We start from the raw sequence: 17241 nt of genomic DNA, 5'->3' as shown, positions 1-17241 counted from the left end.
TGGGGGTTAACTGGCTGGCGGGATTTGATTTTGAGATAAAGGTTATCGCCCGGATTCCGGAACATCAGCTTTAAAAACTTCACACACAGATATCACGAGCTCCGATATCTGTGTGTAAACCCGCCACCAGGTCAGCTAAGTCTGGCTTCGGCATTCACTTCATCCAATCGAGTGAATATTTTCTTTTTTTAAGCTCTGCAGTCAGCTCTTGCACATGTTTCAACGTGATATGGTATTTCGCTATAATGCCCCTGAGACTCATACGAATCCATTCCATATCGATATGACACTTTTTACCCCCTTTTCATATGGTCAGGGTGCAATTTGCTCTACACAGGTAAACTATTATCCTTCTGGGCTTCTGGGTATTGACGAAACAGCGCTAAATATTCAATTTTTCCACAGGTGCTCAAACCGCCTATATACAACTGACCTGCCCTCAGCGGCTTAGATTGTTTTATTGTGCCCGGATTCTGTGCTCTGCTGTAATAAGGCCGTCGTATGGGTGTACGTGGTTTTGATCTCTGTTTAATATATGAAACTCAAAAGCAGGAGTTATGATAAAAGTACAACGGTACTTATCCCCTCTCCTCAAACTATTGATGGTTACAGCCAGGATAAAGCGGATACCTTGCCGAGATACAGCGAGCGAAAATAGAGCCATCAGGTGCTGTCATCCCGCATCAGTCAGGACAAATTAGATGCCATTTATTATTGAGATCAAGAGGTTATCTCTGGCACGGAGTGGACGGATTCACTGAGCAGAAAGGCCACTGTGAGCGAAGAGCTGTCATGCTTACCTATGGAACAGGTTCTCAATGGTGGCATCACTTAATAATGAAGGGAAGCAAGCCAACGAATCAGCACAGGAAAGCCCATTATACACGTGTATAATGGGCTTTCCTGTTATGACAAGGCGAACTTAGCTGGAGGTCCGCAGTGAACGAGAAGCGGACATCTTAATTATTTTTTTATGCTACTACCTCAATGTAGCCATGTTATATGGCTACATTGAGACAGAGGTAAGGATTAGTCTTTTCCTGGACCATAATTAAATTTTGTACCTTTGCCAATGGCGTAAAACTGTCCGCCAGCTACGTAATGGACAGTACGTAATTCATCAGGCGCATCATCAAAAATCCAGTGCCCATTTCTGAAAACGCGGTCATCGCTCCATGCTCCGACAATTTCCCCCATGAACAAGTTGTGCTGCTTTTCATTTTCTTCATTGGGTATGACCTTACAGACTAGCCAACCAACGCAACCTTCAACTAAAGGCAGATCAAACTCTTTCTGATAAAACAGTGGAATTTTACTGTTTTTATCGGGTGTGTCAGAATAACTGTTGCCCCCAGCATATAAAACCATTTCCATCTGATTTACTACTGGGATCTGGACAACGTAATATCCGCTTTTTTCTACAAGCCCACGAGTAAATGCCTGTGGACCTATAAAAGCCATCACTTTGTTATTGCCTATTAATCCCACCCAAGCCGCTGCCATGACATTTTCAATGCCATCATTTTTAGCCGATATCATTGTTGTTGGCCCGATCTGCAATAAACGATAGGCTTTGTTTAACTCTACTGGTTGAATTGACATAATTTACTCTTTTGAGTTCTGATAAAAAATTAAGACAGGTTACTTATTTGATTGTTCGATTATATGACTGGAATAGTTGCAAATTAATTGCTATTATCAAAATACATTATTTCAATTTTCACAACAATCATGAACAAACTTGATGCTCTAAAGTTTTTTATCATCGCCTCTGATACCCTGAACTTCCGCGAAGCAGCAACCAAGCTGTCGGTTTCACCATCAGTAGTCACGCGGACAGTCGCTGAGCTGGAGAAACAACTTGGTGAACCTCTTTTCAAACGCAATACTCGTTCGATCTTTCTCACCAGTTTCGGCGAGCTATTTTTACCCCAAGCGAAGCGACTGCTGGAGGATTCTGAAAAACTATTTCAGACGGCGAAAGATGATAATGAAATGAAGGGTATTGTTCGTATCACATTACTTCGATTTCCAAATCATGAACAAATATTGTATGAACTATTGACTGCACTACGTCCCTATCCTGAGTTATTTATCGACTGGCGTTTAGATATGATGAAACTTGATACTATAGAGCATCGTATCGATATAGGTATACGCGTAGGGCGAGAACCTAATCCTAACTTTATCATTAAAAACATCGGGCAAGTTGAACATATTTTAGTCTCATCCCCTGAACTCATTGCACGCCTGGGAGCACCAACTGATTTAGAAGATCTTCGGCAGCGTTATCCATTTAGTGGTTTAATTAACCCTGATACAGGAAAATTATTTGAGTTTATGAGTGACGCAGTGAATACTTTTGTCCCTCGTCATATCGAGTTTTATACAACAGACCCATACGCCGAAATTCAGGCTGCCTTGGCCGGGAAAACAGTTGTACAATCCAGCGATTTTATTTGTAGGGAGTACTTAACAAGCGGCCAACTTGTTCCCCCACTGCCAGAACTGCGACAGGAGAAATGGCAATTTTATTTATATCGGCCTTACCAGCTGATTACTCCAAAAAGGGTGACGGTCGTTTTCTCGCTATTAGAAAATATATTACGCAAATATTTCGCATCAAAATAACATTCTCCTCAACGTCCGCCTCTGGCACGGAGCGGACAAACTCAGGTCTGCCGTAAGCGAAGAGCGGATTTATCTTTACAAAGGTTACCAGCCAAAACTAAAAGATCACCAAAAGGAAAACACTCATAAACCTTCTAGACAACCTTTTCCCGAGCATTTAGCCTGAATTAAAATTTTATATCTGTCAGGCTACTTCACTATGAAAAATGATATGAGAACCCTCGACCTTAACCTTCTTAAGGCCCTTGATGCATTACTGGATGAAGGAAGCGTGACCCGGGCTGCGCAGCGCCTCTCCCTGACACAACCTGCCGTCAGTGGCATGCTTATTCGCTTGCGTGATTATTTTGACGATCCCCTCTTTGTTCGCACCAGTCACGGTATGGTTCCCACAATGCGGGCCACCGAACTTTCTATGCCGGTGAAACAAATACTCACCGATATCGCTATCATGCTGAAACCAAAGCAATTTGATCCTATGGCGGCGGAGCTGACTTATACCATCGTAGCAACGGACTATGCACTTAAGGCTGTTGTCGTTCCGTTGATGGCTGAGCTAAAACAACGTGCACCGAATATTAAAATCGCCGTGCGGCCCGTGGACAATGAGCGAATGTATCAGCAGTTGTCTCGGGGTGAAGTTGATCTGGCTTTGATAACACCGCAAACAACCCCCGAAGACCTGCATGGAAGAGCGCTCTATGAAGAAGATTATGTCTGCGTAGCACGACGTCATCATCCTCTGGCAGCGAGTTCGGAAATGACGCTCGAACAATTTTGCAAACAGGAACATATTTTGGTGTCATCAGAAGGTAACTTCACCGGTGTTACAGATGAAGCACTGGCTAAGCTCAGTCTGACACGACGAGTAGGCATGTCAGTTAACAGTTTTCAGGTGATACCTGATATATTGCAAGTGACTGATATGATTGCAGTTGTACCTCACCGCATGGTCTTGACTAACAACGATCTCATCATTCTCCCTTTGCCCCTGAAAGTACTCGGCTTTACCAAGAGCATGGCCTGGCATGAGCGAACCCATCGTGACCCAAGTCATCAGTGGATTCGTGCTTTATGCGCAGAAGTAAGCCAACATCCCGCGCCCTGATATAATTTATCTTATTAAGAATATAAGTAATGACAATTCGCCTTATAACTCCATTGCACCAATAATCACTGTCATCACGTTACTGCCGTAATGACACACGCAGTACACTCAACTATAGCAATTGGAGAAATTTATGAACGCGATTAACTGGCCTGAAGGCTTTATTCCGGGTTTTACCGATAACTTTGTTTCTAATGAAATGATCATCTCAGGTCTGAACGTCAATGATGTCTGGCCGCTCCTGTGTCAGCCACTGCTATGGCCGGAATACTATAAAAATTCCGCCGATGTGCGCTTTTATGACAACAAAGGTCCAGAATTGGAAAATGGGGTTCGCTTCTACTTCAGCACGTTTGGTTTCCCAGTTGAAGCTCAGGTTGTGGAGTTTGTTCCACCTGCTGAGGGTAAACCTGCTCGCCTGGCATGGCACGGATGGGCCGGTGAAAAAGATACCGCTCAACGACTCGATGTCCATCATGCGTGGCTACTGGAGGATCTTTCCGGTCATAGGGTCCGTATCCTAACGCAGGAAACACAGAACGGAGTCCCGGCAAAAGATCTGGCCAATACCCGCCCGAACCCAATGCTTAATGGTCATCAGGAATGGCTTGACGGCCTGATTCGAGCAGCAAAGAAATAATAAACCGCTTTCCACAGTCATATCACTGAGGCTGCACTTCCCCGCAGCCTCAAGAATATTTGCCCGTTTGCTATGGCACTTGATTACAGGTAAATCATGTAACCCCCGCAAGTGACACCACACAGCCATCTCTGTAATGTCCCCTCCTGGCACTACACAGACATTTCAACTCTCAGTGATGCGGCAGCATTTTGTCCTTTTGCTCAAATTACGCCCCATTACCGACCCGAAGGCCGGTAGCTGTTGATACAACCCATTTCCACGCGTTATTTCAGGTTGTTGCGGAAAAAGTCCGTCAGCTTGTCGAAGGGGATCACGTCCGTGCGGTCATACAGATCGACGTGCCCTGCCCCCGGAACGACATACAGCTCTTTAGGCTGACCGGCGCGTTTAAAGGCGTCCTCGCTGAACTCTTTTGAATGGGCTTGGTCACCGGTAATAAAGAGCATCGGACGCGGCGAAATGGTTTCAATATCATTGAACGGATAGAAGTTCATAAACTTACCGATACTGCTCAGCATCGGTTTGGTCGTCAGTTCCTCTTTCTCGCCCTGCGGGGTATAACCGCCGCGTTCGGTACGGTAGAAATCAAAGAACTCGCGCTGAATTTCCGGCGTGGAAGCGTCCAGCTTATTCACAGTGCCCGGAATGTATGCTTTCTCTCCTCCTTTGAACTCGGCAAACCGCTGCTCAATGGCCGACTGGATAAAGGCCTTACGCTGTTCCAGCGTCTGGGAGTGGTTAAGGCCGTTACGAAACGCGGCGCCCATGTCATACATACTGACGGTGGCGATAGCTTTCATACGCGGGTCAATTTTCGCGGCGCTGATGACAAAACTTCCGCTACCGCAGATGCCCAGCACGCCGATATTTTCTGGATCAATAAACGATTGTGTACTGAGGTAATCCACCGCCGCGCTGAAATCATCCGCGTAGATTTCTGGTGAAATCAGGTGCCCCGGCTTGCCTTCGCTTTCCCCCCAGAACGAGAGATCGATCGCCAGCGTAACAAACCCCTGCTCCGCCAGCTTCTGCGCGTATAGGTTTGCGCTTTGTTCCTTGACCGCGCCCATTGGATGACCAACGACGATCGCCGGGTTTTTGGCGTTCTGATTTAACGTTTTCGGGACAAACAGATTGCCAACCACGTTCATTTGATACTGATTTTTAAAAGTGACTTTCTGCTGCGTCACTTTTTCGCTTTTATAAAAGTTATCAGCGCCTCTGGACATATCCGCCGCCGAGGCGGCAAATGCGCTGATGAACATTCCCAGGGCTAACGCAAATTTATTCATGATAGTTTCCTTGTCAGGACGAGTGTGATGAAAGACCCTCGGCAGACGCGTCTGCACGTGAGGTCAGGAATATCAGTACGGTTGCGATAATCAACATCGCGGCGCTGGCCAGAAAGGTGCTCTGGTAGCCATGATGGTCGAACAGCACGCCCCCCACGGTGGATCCCAGCGCAATGGACAATTGCACCATCGCCACCATCAGCCCGCCGCCCGCTTCGGCATTCTGAGGGAACGTGCGTGGAACCCATGCCCACCATCCCACGGGCGCAGCGGTTGAAATAACCCCCCACAGCCCGAGCAAGGCCGTCACGATGGCTGCCTGGCTGCCAAACGCGATCAGGGCCAGCGCGACGATCGCCATCAGCACGGGAATCGCCATTAGCGTCGAGTAGAATCCGCGCTTCAATACCCGGCCAATCAGCGTGGTGCCGATGAAACCCGCCATCCCGATAACCAGCAGGATGAGAGTCACCGCTGAGGCGTCTACCTTCGTGACCGTCTCAAGGAAAGGTCTGATATAGGTAAAGAGCGTGAACTGCCCCATAAAGAAGATCCCCACTCCCAGCATGCCCAACATGACCACCCGGCGGCGTAACAGTGTGAAGACGTTGCCGGCCCCCGCTGGCTGGCGGGTAACCGGCATCGAGGGCAGGCTGAGCAGTTGCCAGATAAACGCGACGATGGCGACGGGTAACAGGCACAAAAAGGCCCCCCGCCAGCCGATGACGGAACCCAGCCAGCTGCCCAGAGGCGCGGCCACAACGGTTGCCAGCGCGTTGCCGCTGTTAAAAATGGCCAGGGCCAGCGGAACACGGTGCACCGGCACCAGACGCATCGCTGTTGCCGCCGACATCGACCAGAACCCGCCGACCACGATGCCAATCAGGGCCCGGCCCGTCATATAGGTCAGGTAATTAGGTGCCATCGCAATGACGCCCCCGGAAAGAGCCATGATGCACGTCAGGCCAAGCAACAGCGTTTTTCGATTAAGCGTGCCTGCCAGTCGGGAAATAAACAGGCTGGTCATCACCGCAAACGCGCCGGAAATGGCAATTCCCTGCCCGGCCATACCTTCGGTGACCTTCAGGGACTGCGCCATCGATGTCAGGAGGCTGACCGGCATAAATTCGGAGGCAATCAGGGCGAAGACGCACAGCGTCATAGCAAACACGCCGCCCCAGTGCGCCTGTTGTTTTTCACTGGCTCCGTTCTGATTTCTGGTTTCAGTTTTCTGATTACGCATTTAGCCTTTCTTTTCTGTTGATAATGCGATGCCCTTCCCCTCCTGAAACGGCGACGTGGGGGATAAGCGCGTGAGTTAAAGAGAACGATGGATATGGAAGGCGCGACGGCTCAATCCACAGCCCTGAGCCCGGCGGAGAGGATCATCAGCAGTGGCGTTTTACGGTGAGCATTTTCCATCTCGTTTAGCGTTGACTTTTTCATCGCATTATTGTTACCAATAGGCAGCAGTGAAACTAGCTAATGAATGCTTAATAGCCTTATAAGTAAAATTTATAAATAGCCCGGAAACCAACATGGCAAGACGCAACCTCAACGATTTACTCTCTTTCGTCACCGTGGCGCGGGAAGGTAGCTTCACGCGCGCCGCCGCGCAGCTTGGCGTGACCCAGCCTGCGCTAAGCCAGGCGATTTCCGGACTGGAAGAACGAATGCAAATCCGACTATTAACGCGGACCACCCGCAGTGTGTCCCCAACGGCCGCCGGGGAGCGCCTGTTGCAATCGGTGGGCCACCGTATTGACGAGATAGAGGCTGAGCTGGACATGCTGACTGAACTGCGGGACAAGCCTGCAGGCACCGTCCGCATCACCTGCGGGCCGAACGTGCTGAAGACGACCCTGCTGCCCAAGCTTGCGCCGCTGCTCCGCGAATATCCGGATATTCATATTGAGTTCGATGCTAATCACGGATTCCGGGACATCGTGGCGGATCGGTTTGATGCGGGCGTGCGGCTTGGCGATACGATTGATAAAGATATGATAGCGATGCCAATCGGCCCGAAACTACGCATGGCCGCAGCCGCCTCGCCAGATTATTTCGCGCGATACCCGCAGCCGCAAACGCCTCATGAGCTGACGCAGCATCAGTGTATTAATTTGCGCATGGTCCGCTCCGGCGGGATTTATGTCTGGGAATTCGATCGCGTGGGAGGAGAGTTGAACGTCCGGGTTAATGGACAGTTGACGTTTAACACGTCGGATCATGTTGTCGACGCCGCCCTGGCCGGGTTAGGCATCGCCTTTTTACCTGAAGAGGAATTCGGCTCACACATCAGAGAAGGTCGTCTCGTGCGGGTGCTTGAGTCCTGGTGTCATCCTTTTCCGGGCTACTATCTTTATTATCCCAGCCGCAAGCAGCCTTCCCCTGCCTTTTCACTCGTTGTTGATGCGCTGCGCATGAACGGGAAACTTTAGATTTAAGATTTTTCGCAGTATCGGGATGGATTTATCAATATGACCAGAACAGAGAGGCTTCTCGAGTTACTACAGATATTAAGGGCGCAAAGATATCCCATCACGGCATCCGCGCTCTCAGAAAGATTAGGAATAAGCGTGCGCTCGCTTTATAGAGATATAAAAACGCTACAGGATCAAGGGGTTCGCATTGAAGGTGGGGCCGGTATTGGTTATATCGTCAAGTCTGATTTTCATTTGCCGCCCTTAAATCTTTCTCATGAAGAAATCAATGCTATTACCCTTGGGCTAAACTGGGTATCTCATAACACAGATGATGATTTCAAAAATACAGCAAGGAATGCGCTTGCCAAAATACACGCCGTCATTCCTGATGAATTAAAAAACCTTATCGAAAGCCAATCCTATTTGATCGGCCCTGCAGAAAGCAATGAGGTATTTTTCAAAGACATTCGTAGCGCTATTAAAAAGCAAAGGAAAATCAAAATAAAATATTGTGACAAGAAAGGCGCTTACTCTTCTCGTGTTATATGGCCCATCGGATTGGCATATATGCAGTCATGTTGGCTTTTGGTCGCATGGTGCGAAATGAGAAATGATTTTCGTCACTTTAGAACTGATCAAATTGCAGAGATGGCACAACTGGACTCTATCTACAAGGAAAGCCGGACGGCTTTATTGAAAAAATGGAGAATAAAAGAAAGGATCGACGAGGCAAAAGAGTACTGACAAAAACTGTCACAGCGATTTTGTATACTCCCCCAGATGCAAGACTCAATACTACGTCATAGGGGGAATGATGAATTTCCAGAATAAAGTTGCTGTCATCACAGGAAGCACGACAGGGATAGGTGAGGCAGTCGCAGAGCAATTACACCAACATGGGGCTAAGGTCGTTATTGTCTCCCGTTCACCAGAGCAGGCCATCCAAAAAGCGAAACAATTATCTTCACAGGGGCAACAGGCGCTGGGGATCGGATGCGATGTGTCACAACCCGAGCAAGTAGAGAAAATGATCGCTAAAGTTATCAAACATTTTGGCAGACTTGATTATGCTGTAAATAATGCGGGCATAACAGGTGAGCATGGTAAAAATATAACAGAGCAGACGGTTGAAAACTGGGATAAAGTTATTGCCACTTCATTGAGCGGCGTTTTTTACTGCCTAAAATACGAAATACCTGCAATGATGAAGTCTGGCGGTTCTATCGTTAATTTATCTGCAGTAAATGGTCTGGTTGGCATTCCAGGATTAGCGCCTTACACCGTGGCTAAACACGGTATCATCGGTTTGACCCAAACCGCAGCATTAGAGTTTGCAACGCAAGGCATTCGAATCAATGCCGTCGCTCCGGGCTATGTCCAAACGCCACGAATGAGTGAATTTCCTGACAATATCGTACGTAGTTTCGCCAATAGCCACCCTATGAAGAGGATGGCAAAAATGCGGGAAATAGCAGACTTCATACTGTTTTTGCTGTCAGAAAATGCGGCGTTCTGTACCGGCGGCGTTTATCCCATCGATGGTGGTTATTTAGCTGAGTGAAACTCCCCCCAGTGCTTTTAAACTGCAAGAGTTTCATAAGGCTTTAACGTCGGCTATGTCGAGGTGTGAACCTCATACAGTTCGACGTTAACCCTGGGGAACCGCTCATTCCCGTTCTTCTATCCAGCTCACAAGCTCCGCAAACTGAGCTTCTGAAAATACCGCGATGCCATGCTCACTGAGCAGTGACGCCGCCACTCCCATACCCGATTTACGCTGATTACTGAAAGAACCGTTATAGATAAACTGACTGCCGCACGTAGGACTACCATCAGTTAATAATGCGGCGGTACAACCTGCTTCTTGTGCTGCTCGCAGAGCCAGCCAGGCTGCCAGTTGATAATGCGGCGTAACATCCCTTCCCGTATTCTCAATTATTCTGGCTTGTCCACTCATTACGTCTCTCCCATCAGCCGACACGATCTCGGCAGGTGGTCGCGGAACAGGTAGCCCGGCAGCCAGCTCAGGGCAGTGGATTACCAGGCGCTGCTCCCGTTGCCAGCGAGCAAGTTGATGGGTCATCTGCGCTTTCTCTTTTCCGTTATAACGGACTTTAAGGCCCATCAGGCAGGCACTGACCAATATTTTATTTATCATTTCTTTGTTGGCCCCCGGAGACCGTTCACCCGCGCTTTCCGCGGCACACGAAAACTTAGCCCTGCCCGGCAGGCAGCAGTGATTCCACCAGCGCCGTCCACAGCGCCACGCCGGGCGCCAGCAGATCGTCGTTAAAATCGTAGCTGGCATTGTGTAGCGGCCTGGAGGGCGTCTCGCCGTCTGTGCCTATCCAGAAATAGGCGCCGGGACACACTTCCAGCATGCAGGCAAAATCCTCCGACGCCATGGAAGGATTGATCTGCCAGCGCACCGCGGCTTCGCCGAGCTCGGCCTGCGCCACCTCGCGCACCTTCAGCGCCTGTTGCGCATCATTTTTGGTCACCGGATAGCCCGGATACCACGCAATCTGACCGTCAACGTCGGAAACCTGCGGCTGCGTATGCACGTACTGCTCAATGAGGTTTTTTACCCGCTCGCGCACCGTATTGCTCAGGCAGCGAAAAGTCCCGCGCAGCACCACGCGGTCCGGCAGCACGTTGATCGCCTCACCGCCGTTGATCTGGGTAATGCTGACCACCGCGGAATCCTGCGGCGACAGGCGGCGCGACGGAATCGTCTGCAGCGCCATAATCAGCTGGGCGGCGGCGACGATAGGGTCGGCGCCGCTTTCCGGCATCGCCGCATGACAGCTTTTACCGGTGAGCGTTATCTCGAAGGCGTCAAGCGAGGCCATCATTGCCCCGGGATTCACCGCCACATGCCCCAGCGGCAAGCCTGGCCAGTTGTGCAACGCGTAAATGGCGTCCATCGGGAAGCGCTCGAACAACCCCTCTTCCACCATTTTGCGCGCGCCGCCGAGGTTCTCCTCCGCGGGTTGAAAGACAAAATGCACGGTGCCGCCAAAGTTGCGGGTCTGCGCAAGGTGCGCGGCGGCGGCCAACAGCATGGCGGTGTGACCGTCATGGCCGCAGGCATGCATTACGCCAGCACGACGCGAACGATATTCCACCGCCCCCTGTTCAGCGATCGGCAGCGCATCCATATCGGCGCGCAGGCCAATCACCGGCCCCGGGCCATTCTCAAGCGTCGCGACCACCCCGGTACCAGCCAGCCCGACATGCACCTGCAGGCCGAACGAAGCCAGTAGCCCGGCGACCCGACGCGAGGTCTCCTGCTCCTGGTACCCAAGCTCCGGATGAGCATGAAAATCGCGACGCCAGCCGATAGCTTCGGCAATCAGTGAAGACGATACCGCCATGTCCTGTTCCTTTCATTACTGAATGAGTAGTCCCCGTCCTGCTGCTTCCAGGCGGCACCCTTCGTTATATCCTTTCGCCCCCGCGGCTGACAACTTCAGCGATGATGATTTTTGTCTATTCACCAGCGGATCGTTTTATCAATATCAAAAATAGTAGCTATTTCAGCGGTGACTTCCGTCAGCTGATTAATTATCATGCAGGCTGGTCGGCGTCTTGCCGGATTATCCACCTGCAACCTTCCGTTATCGGGAATACAATGTTTAACCCAGACCAGAATCGCCTGGCCCCCACGCTAGCGATGATCATGGCCGCTTCACTTGTGGGATTTATCACCGGCTATACGGTGCCATTAATCAGCCTTGAGCTGGCGCAGCAGCAAGTTGCTCCGCTTTATGTCGGCCTGCTGGCCGCGCTGCCGCCCGCTGGAATGATGCTCTCTTCTTTTCTTTCTCCCGCGCTGTGCCGTCGTTTTGAAATGGGCGCGTTGCTCAGCGTCAGCCTGATCCTGCTGGCGTTGGCGACCATCGCCTCCTGCATGACCACCGACATGACGCTGCTGCTGGTGCCGCGCCTGCTGACCGGCCTCGCCTCCGGCGTCATTATCGTATTGGGGGAAAGCTGGATAACCGGCGGCGCGGCGGGCAGTAATCGCGCGACTCTCACCGGCATCTATGCCTCGGCCTTTACCGGCTGCCAGCTCGCCGGCCCGCTGCTTATCTCCGTCGGCCCAGCCTGGCAACACGCGGCGCTGATGGCGATTGTCGCCATTACCGCCGTCTGCCTGCTGATGCTGCGCCATCTGCCGCGCGGCAGTCGCGAAAGCCTTGCCGAGCGCGCCAGCTGGCGTAGCCTGGGGGCTTTTCTGCCGGTCCTGGCCTCCGGGGTATTCTGCTTTGCCTTCTTCGACGCCAGTATTCTCGCGCTACTGCCGCTGTACGGCATTGATAAAGGTTTAAATGAAACGATGGCGGTACTGCTGGTCACCGTCGTCCTCACCGGCGACGCCATGTTCCAGGCGCCGCTGGGATGGGTTGCCGACCGCTTCGGCATCCGCCGCGTGCATCTTATCTGCGCGGTTATCTTTAGCTTGTCGCTACTGGCGCTGCCGTTTATGCTCGCCTCGCGCATACAGCTGATGGCTATCTGCCTGCTGCTCGGCGCCGCGGCGGGCGCGCTTTATACCCTGTCGCTGGTGCGGGCGGGTAAAACCTTTAGCGGGCAAAAGTTAATCATGATTAACGCCCTGTTTGGCTTTTTCTGGTCCGCCGGTAGCGTGGCCGGGCCGATTGTTAGCGGCATGCTGATTGGCGTCTCCGGCTACGACGGCTTGATCATCACCCTGTTCGCCAGCGGCGTGCTGTTCCTGCTTATCCAGTGCCTTAGCAAGAATGAAAAAACGCTGCTCGCCAATGAGCAGGAAGAAGACATGGAAGAGGCTACCGAGACCGCGCAATAGCGGGGTTGTTGATAACGGGCAGGCGGGACTCAACCTGCCCGTTTTGCTTATGGCTACAGCACCTTACTGAGGAAGGCGGCGGTGCGCGGATTGGTCGGCGCGCTAAAGATCTGCGCCGGTTTGCCCTCTTCCTGAATCACCCCCTGATCGATGAAAATCACCCGGTCAGCCACTTCTCGGGCAAAGCCCATTTCGTGGGTAACGATTACCATCGTCATCCCTTCGCTGGCGAGATTTTTCATCACTTCGAGCACATCCCCTACCAGTTCCGGATCCAGCGCTGACGTGGGCTCATCAAACAGCATAATCGACGGCTTCATTGCCAGCGCGCGGGCAATCGCTACCCGCTGCTGCTGACCGCCGGAGAGGCTGGAGGGCCAGGCATCGCGCTTATCGCTGAGGCCCACTTTCGCCAGCAAGGCATCCGCCAGATCGACCGCCTGCTGGCGCGGCATGTTGCGCAGATTCATCGGCGCCATCAGCAGGTTTTCCAGCACCGTCATATGCGGGAACAGGTTAAAGCGCTGGAACACCATGCCAACGCTTTCGCGCATCTTGTTGAGGTCGGTCGTCCGGTCATGGGCGGCAAAGCCGTTGACCACCACTTCGCCTTCGCTCACGGTTTCCAGCGCGTTCATGCAGCGCAGAAAGGTGCTTTTGCCGGAGCCGGAGGGCCCGATAATGCACACCACTTCCTGCGGTTTAATATCGCAACTGATGCCGCGCAGTACGTGGCTATCGCCAAAGCGCTTATGTAAGTTATTAATGTGAATCACTTTTGCCAAACCTCTTTTCCAGACGGTTAACCAGCTGCGCCAGCAGGAAGGTAATCACCCAATAGACCAGCGAGATAGTCAGGTAGGGTTCCCAGTAGGTGGCGTAAGCGCCGGAGACGGTTCGCGCGGCGTAGGCCAGATCGGCAAGCCCGATCGCCGAGGCCAGCGATGAGTCTTTAACAATAGCGATAGCGTTGTTGCCAAGCGGCGGCAGAATGCGGCGAAACGCCTGCGGCAGGATCACTTTACGCATGGTTTTCCACCATGGCATACCCAGCGCGCGCGAAGCTTCCATCTGCCCTTTATCGATAGACTGGATGCCGGCGCGGAAAATCTCCGACACGTAGGCCCCGGCGTTGAGGGTAATCGCCACGATACAGGAGAGAAACGCGCCGTAGTTAGAACGCAGTTCGCGGGCAAAATCGGCGCTCATTATCCCGCTGGTGACCAGCAGGCCGTCGCGCGGGTTAATAAACAGCGGCACCAGCGCAAAGTGTACCACCATGATCTGCACAAACAGCGGCGTACCGCGGAAGGCGCTGACGTAGAAGCGTACCGGAAACTGCACCAGATAACGCAGAATATATTTCCATGGCCCGTGCTCGGCCTTCGCCATCCGCCCCAGTCCAAGCGTTAACCCCCACAGCGTCCCGAGGATCACGCAGATAATGGTACATTTAATCGTCATCAAGGCGCCGTCCATAAACAGCGGGCCGTACTCCTCGATGATCTCCCAACGGAATCCCGTCATAGTCCTTCCCTAAAAAAATACGGCCATCGCCTGAGCGACAGCCGCGGTCACTGAAAATGGGTGTTATTGCGCAGGCAGCGTCGGTACGTTGTCATCGAACCAGGTTTTATAGATTTTGGCATAGGTGCCGTCGGCAACGATTTTCTGCAAACCGGCGTTGATTTTGCCCAGCAGTTCACTGTTACCTTTAGCGACGGCGATACCGAAATACTGGCGCTCAAATTTAGCGTCAGGCACCAGCTTGAACTGCTTTTCCGGGTGCTGCTTGATGTAGTATTTTACTACCCCGACGTCGCCTACCGCGGCGCTGACGCCATCCTCAAACAGCTCCTGCAGCATCAGCGGCGTATTGTCGAAGCGCTTAATGGAGGTGCTGTTTTTACCCAGTTCCTGCGAAACCACAATATCGCCGGTGCTGGAGTTCACCACCCCAACTTTCTCGTTTTTCAACGCCGCCAGCGAGTTCACTTTTGAACCTTCCGGCACCACAATCGACTGCTCGGCCGGGAAGTATGGCGCGGAGAAATCCACCATCTGTTTGCGTTTATCGGTGATAGTAATACCCGAGATGATAATGTCGCGATCGCCGGTGCCCAGGGTGGCGAAAATGCCCTCCCAGGGAGTGTTGACCAGCTTCACGTCAAAACCTTCGGCCCTGGCGATGGCTTTGATGATATCGATATCAAAGCCTTCCAGCTGTTTTTGACTATTTTCAAATTCAAAGGGACGGTAGGTGCCGCCGGAGCCGACGGTATAGGTTTCCGCAGCCGCCTGTCCGGCTGCCGCCAGCGCGGCCATCATGAAACACGCTTTGAGCAAATTCTTGACCATGAGATATCCTTTTTATGCATTTATTTTGCATAAAAATACACATACTTAGCATGGCATGCAACCGGAAAGCATCCGGATAGTGAATTATCTTTTGTTCAACCGCGTTGACCACCTGATTTGCCGATGGCTCGATGCAATTCATTGATTCGCTTCATTGATTTGACCGTCTTTTGCGGCGCGGTCGAGGCGACGGACAGCACGATCATCTCAAGGCAAATCAGCACGGTGCCGTGCAGCGGCACCCGCCCGTTATCGCCGCCGCGCGGAACATCAATCACCACCTGCGCCAGTTGACTGAAGCGCGAATCCAGCGCCTGGGTGAGTAATATCGTCGGGATCCCCAGCCGCTGCGCCTCGCGCAATGTGGTCATGCCCTCCCGATGTGGTGATTTTTGCCCCATCATAATCAGCACATCGCCGCGCTGCAGGCTAATCAACTGCTCGGCAAGACTGAAGCCGGTACGGTTGAGGGTACAGGCAGGTAAGCCAATACGATTAAACAGACGCGCGGTGTACTCGGCGAGGATCCCCGACGCCCCGATGCCAAATATCGCCACCTGACGCGCATCGCCCAGTAGCGCCACCGCCTGGGCTACCGCCGCGCGATTATCGGCACGCGATAGCACCTCACAGGCGCGTTGATGACCATCCAGCACAAAATCGATGCTGGAATTGACATCACAGGAGAGCGCCCCCACCGTCGAGCACATCTTTTCCGACGAGGTCGCTGACGGCCCGAACCAGCGCGCCATGGTCTCTTTTAACTCGCGCAGCCCAGCAAAACCCAATGCCTGAATCGCCCTCACCACGGTGGCATCGGAGGTGTGGGTGGCGGTGGCGATCTCCATTGCCGTGCGTTCCAGCACCACTTCACGATTATCATTGATGTAGTTTGCCACCTCGCGTAAACGGGGCGAAAGCTGGTGCGCGCGAGCGCGAAAGCGCTCGCCAAACAGATCGACTCTGCCCTTCTCTTTTTTCACCCCTGCTTTCATTTCGCCCCCGCTGGAATCGGCCGTCCGGCGATGTGCGACTGCACCTGAGCCACCATCAGCGTCAATGCGGCGTACGAATTAGAAATAACCTCTTCGCGCGGCAGCAAAATATAGCGGCCGGTTCGGCAGGCGCGCATAAAGTCACACCAGCCGGGCATGACCGCCTCCATGGCCTTTAGCTCATCCTGCGGCTTACCGCCGGTGTCCGAACGCCAGGTGGCGAAGACAAAATCGGCATCCAGCTCCGGTAGCTGTTCAGCGCTGACGTCGATCCGCTGGCCATCGGGGATCTTGTCGATCAAAGGCGGGAAGCGGAACCCGGCGTCGCGCAGAACCCGCCCCAGCGCGTGATACGAGTGGTGTACCGTTACCTTACCGTTATTCGCCTGAATCACCGACACGCGGTACTGCTGAGGATCGACCGTGGCCTTTAGCTGTTTAATTTGTTCCTGATAACGATGTTCAAGCACCGCCAGCCGCGCCTGGCTGCCGGTGAGCTGCGCCAGTTTGCGGTAAATCAGCGGCGCGCTGCCCTGCAGGTGATCGATACTGACCGTCGGCGCGATTTTCGCCAGCTGCTCCACCGAGACATGGCGGCTGGGCTCGGTAATAATCAGATCCGGTTTCGCCGCGGCCACGGCTTCAAGGTCAATATCGGCGGTGCCAATAAAGCAAATATCGCTATTGTCGAAATCGACGCCGGTTAACTGAGCGCTGGAGCGCAGGTAATGGCTGCCGTCAGGGCGCGTGCGGCCATGGCTGGCTACCGGCGGCACCCCAAGCTCGATCAGCGGGATGGTAATATCGAGATCGTGCATCGAAACGATACGCTGCGGATGCAGCGGTACGCTCACCGTACGACCTAAATCGTCGGTGAAGGTTTGCGAATCGACAGCCGCGGCAGCGCCCGCGCACAGCACCAGCAGAGAAACGAACCAACGCATAACAATCCTTTTT

At 52.5% G+C, this 17241-nt stretch carries 15 protein-coding genes and 2 pseudogenes; 7 read left to right on the top strand and 10 right to left on the bottom strand.

Annotated elements, in window-relative coordinates; all coding sequences use genetic code 11:
* Positions 1–1029: 1029 nt before the first annotated feature.
* The gene (locus PGS10_RS18395; RefSeq protein WP_047046604.1) at positions 1030–1602 is read right to left on the bottom strand and encodes a flavin reductase family protein; all 573 of its coding nucleotides are present in this window, start codon (positions 1600–1602) and stop codon (positions 1030–1032) included.
* Positions 1603–1731: 129 nt separating this feature from the next.
* On the opposite strand from PGS10_RS18395, the gene PGS10_RS18390 reads away from it, so the two are divergent.
* From PGS10_RS18390 to PGS10_RS18380, 3 genes are all read left to right on the top strand, one after another.
* Complete coding sequence (locus PGS10_RS18390; protein WP_316423333.1) at positions 1732–2631, top strand: LysR family transcriptional regulator; 900 nt, start codon at positions 1732–1734, stop codon at positions 2629–2631.
* A 199-nt stretch (positions 2632–2830) separates the two neighbouring features.
* Entirely contained in the window at positions 2831–3739 is a 909-nt protein-coding gene (locus PGS10_RS18385; RefSeq protein WP_316423332.1) for a LysR family transcriptional regulator, read from the top strand.
* 133 nt (positions 3740–3872) lie between these two features.
* Positions 3873–4379, top strand: a complete 507-nt coding sequence (locus PGS10_RS18380) for a polyketide cyclase (protein ID WP_045396209.1) — start codon at positions 3873–3875, stop codon at positions 4377–4379.
* 266 nt (positions 4380–4645) lie between these two features.
* On the opposite strand, the gene PGS10_RS18375 is transcribed toward PGS10_RS18380, so the two are convergent.
* A complete protein-coding gene (locus PGS10_RS18375; protein WP_047046608.1) occupies positions 4646–5674 on the bottom strand; it encodes an alpha/beta hydrolase in 1029 nt (342 codons plus the stop codon).
* Positions 5675–5687: 13 nt separating this feature from the next.
* Positions 5688–6917 carry an MFS transporter gene (locus PGS10_RS18370; RefSeq protein WP_316423331.1) on the bottom strand — a complete coding sequence of 410 codons (1230 nt, stop codon included), beginning with the start codon at positions 6915–6917 and terminating at the stop codon, positions 5688–5690.
* Between the two features lie 295 nt (positions 6918–7212).
* On the opposite strand from PGS10_RS18370, the gene PGS10_RS18365 reads away from it, so the two are divergent.
* The 3 genes from PGS10_RS18365 to PGS10_RS18355 all read left to right on the top strand — a co-directional run bounded on the left by PGS10_RS18365 (position 7213) and on the right by PGS10_RS18355 (position 9658).
* Positions 7213–8112 (top strand): LysR family transcriptional regulator, encoded by a 900-nt coding sequence (locus PGS10_RS18365; protein WP_316423330.1) that lies wholly within the window; start codon positions 7213–7215, stop codon positions 8110–8112.
* A 39-nt stretch (positions 8113–8151) separates the two neighbouring features.
* Positions 8152–8841: a helix-turn-helix transcriptional regulator gene (locus tag PGS10_RS18360; RefSeq protein WP_315710146.1), complete on the top strand. Its 690-nt coding sequence runs from the start codon at positions 8152–8154 to the stop codon at positions 8839–8841.
* A gap of 70 nt (positions 8842–8911) precedes the next feature.
* A complete protein-coding gene (locus tag PGS10_RS18355) occupies positions 8912–9658 on the top strand; it encodes an SDR family NAD(P)-dependent oxidoreductase (protein ID WP_289576914.1) in 747 nt (248 codons plus the stop codon).
* Positions 9659–9763: 105 nt separating this feature from the next.
* On the opposite strand, the gene PGS10_RS18350 is transcribed toward PGS10_RS18355, so the two are convergent.
* The gene (locus PGS10_RS18350) at positions 9764–10255 is read right to left on the bottom strand and encodes a DUF523 domain-containing protein (RefSeq protein WP_020079058.1); all 492 of its coding nucleotides are present in this window, start codon (positions 10253–10255) and stop codon (positions 9764–9766) included.
* 55 nt (positions 10256–10310) lie between these two features.
* Positions 10311–11474, bottom strand: coding sequence for a M20 aminoacylase family protein (locus tag PGS10_RS18345; protein ID WP_063415946.1), 1164 nt, complete (start codon positions 11472–11474; stop codon positions 10311–10313).
* Positions 11475–11731: 257 nt separating this feature from the next.
* On the opposite strand from PGS10_RS18345, the gene PGS10_RS18340 reads away from it, so the two are divergent.
* On the top strand, positions 11732–12931 hold the full coding sequence (locus tag PGS10_RS18340) for an MFS transporter (protein ID WP_162750196.1): 1200 nt from the start codon (positions 11732–11734) through the stop codon (positions 12929–12931).
* A gap of 53 nt (positions 12932–12984) precedes the next feature.
* On the opposite strand, the gene PGS10_RS18335 is transcribed toward PGS10_RS18340, so the two are convergent.
* From PGS10_RS18335 to PGS10_RS18315, 5 genes and pseudogenes are all read right to left on the bottom strand, one after another.
* On the bottom strand, positions 12985–13707 hold the full coding sequence (locus PGS10_RS18335) for an amino acid ABC transporter ATP-binding protein (protein WP_032715551.1): 723 nt from the start codon (positions 13705–13707) through the stop codon (positions 12985–12987).
* Positions 13694–14458 carry an amino acid ABC transporter permease gene (locus tag PGS10_RS18330; RefSeq protein WP_020079062.1) on the bottom strand — a complete coding sequence of 255 codons (765 nt, stop codon included), beginning with the start codon at positions 14456–14458 and terminating at the stop codon, positions 13694–13696. Before PGS10_RS18330 ends, PGS10_RS18335 begins: the two co-directional genes overlap by 14 nt.
* Before the next feature lie 63 nt (positions 14459–14521).
* Positions 14522–15289, bottom strand: a complete 768-nt coding sequence (locus PGS10_RS18325; protein WP_020079063.1) for a basic amino acid ABC transporter substrate-binding protein — start codon at positions 15287–15289, stop codon at positions 14522–14524.
* Positions 15290–15384: 95 nt separating this feature from the next.
* Positions 15385–16312: pseudogene (locus PGS10_RS18320) on the bottom strand (MurR/RpiR family transcriptional regulator); the annotation flags it as partial.
* Positions 16281–17233: pseudogene (locus PGS10_RS18315) on the bottom strand (iron-siderophore ABC transporter substrate-binding protein). The pseudogenes PGS10_RS18315 and PGS10_RS18320, both read right to left, overlap by 32 nt.
* Positions 17234–17241: the final 8 nt, after the last annotated feature.

This window comes from Klebsiella sp. 141153, from assembly GCF_032601995.1.
GTDB lineage: Bacteria > Pseudomonadota > Gammaproteobacteria > Enterobacterales > Enterobacteriaceae > Klebsiella > Klebsiella aerogenes.
This window is presented reverse-complemented; position numbering and strand designations above follow the sequence as displayed.

Bases quoted from the DNA above. Each gene is read 5' to 3' on its own strand.
- PGS10_RS18395 (WP_047046604.1), bottom strand. From the start codon at position 1,602: ATGTCAATTCAACCAGTAGAGTTAAACAAAGCCTATCGTTTATTGCAG.
- PGS10_RS18345 (WP_063415946.1), bottom strand. From the start codon at position 11,474: ATGGCGGTATCGTCTTCACTGATTGCCGAAGCTATCGGCTGGCGTCGC.
- PGS10_RS18350 (WP_020079058.1), bottom strand. From the start codon at position 10,255: ATGATAAATAAAATATTGGTCAGTGCCTGCCTGATGGGCCTTAAAGTC.
- PGS10_RS18355 (WP_289576914.1), top strand. From the start codon at position 8,912: ATGAATTTCCAGAATAAAGTTGCTGTCATCACAGGAAGCACGACAGGG.
- PGS10_RS18375 (WP_047046608.1), bottom strand. From the start codon at position 5,674: ATGAATAAATTTGCGTTAGCCCTGGGAATGTTCATCAGCGCATTTGCC.
- PGS10_RS18365 (WP_316423330.1), top strand. From the start codon at position 7,213: ATGGCAAGACGCAACCTCAACGATTTACTCTCTTTCGTCACCGTGGCG.
- PGS10_RS18330 (WP_020079062.1), bottom strand. From the start codon at position 14,458: ATGACGGGATTCCGTTGGGAGATCATCGAGGAGTACGGCCCGCTGTTT.
- PGS10_RS18360 (WP_315710146.1), top strand. From the start codon at position 8,152: ATGACCAGAACAGAGAGGCTTCTCGAGTTACTACAGATATTAAGGGCG.
- PGS10_RS18370 (WP_316423331.1), bottom strand. From the start codon at position 6,917: ATGCGTAATCAGAAAACTGAAACCAGAAATCAGAACGGAGCCAGTGAA.
- PGS10_RS18340 (WP_162750196.1), top strand. From the start codon at position 11,732: ATGTTTAACCCAGACCAGAATCGCCTGGCCCCCACGCTAGCGATGATC.
- PGS10_RS18385 (WP_316423332.1), top strand. From the start codon at position 2,831: ATGAAAAATGATATGAGAACCCTCGACCTTAACCTTCTTAAGGCCCTT.
- PGS10_RS18325 (WP_020079063.1), bottom strand. From the start codon at position 15,289: ATGGTCAAGAATTTGCTCAAAGCGTGTTTCATGATGGCCGCGCTGGCG.
- PGS10_RS18380 (WP_045396209.1), top strand. From the start codon at position 3,873: ATGAACGCGATTAACTGGCCTGAAGGCTTTATTCCGGGTTTTACCGAT.
- PGS10_RS18390 (WP_316423333.1), top strand. From the start codon at position 1,732: ATGAACAAACTTGATGCTCTAAAGTTTTTTATCATCGCCTCTGATACC.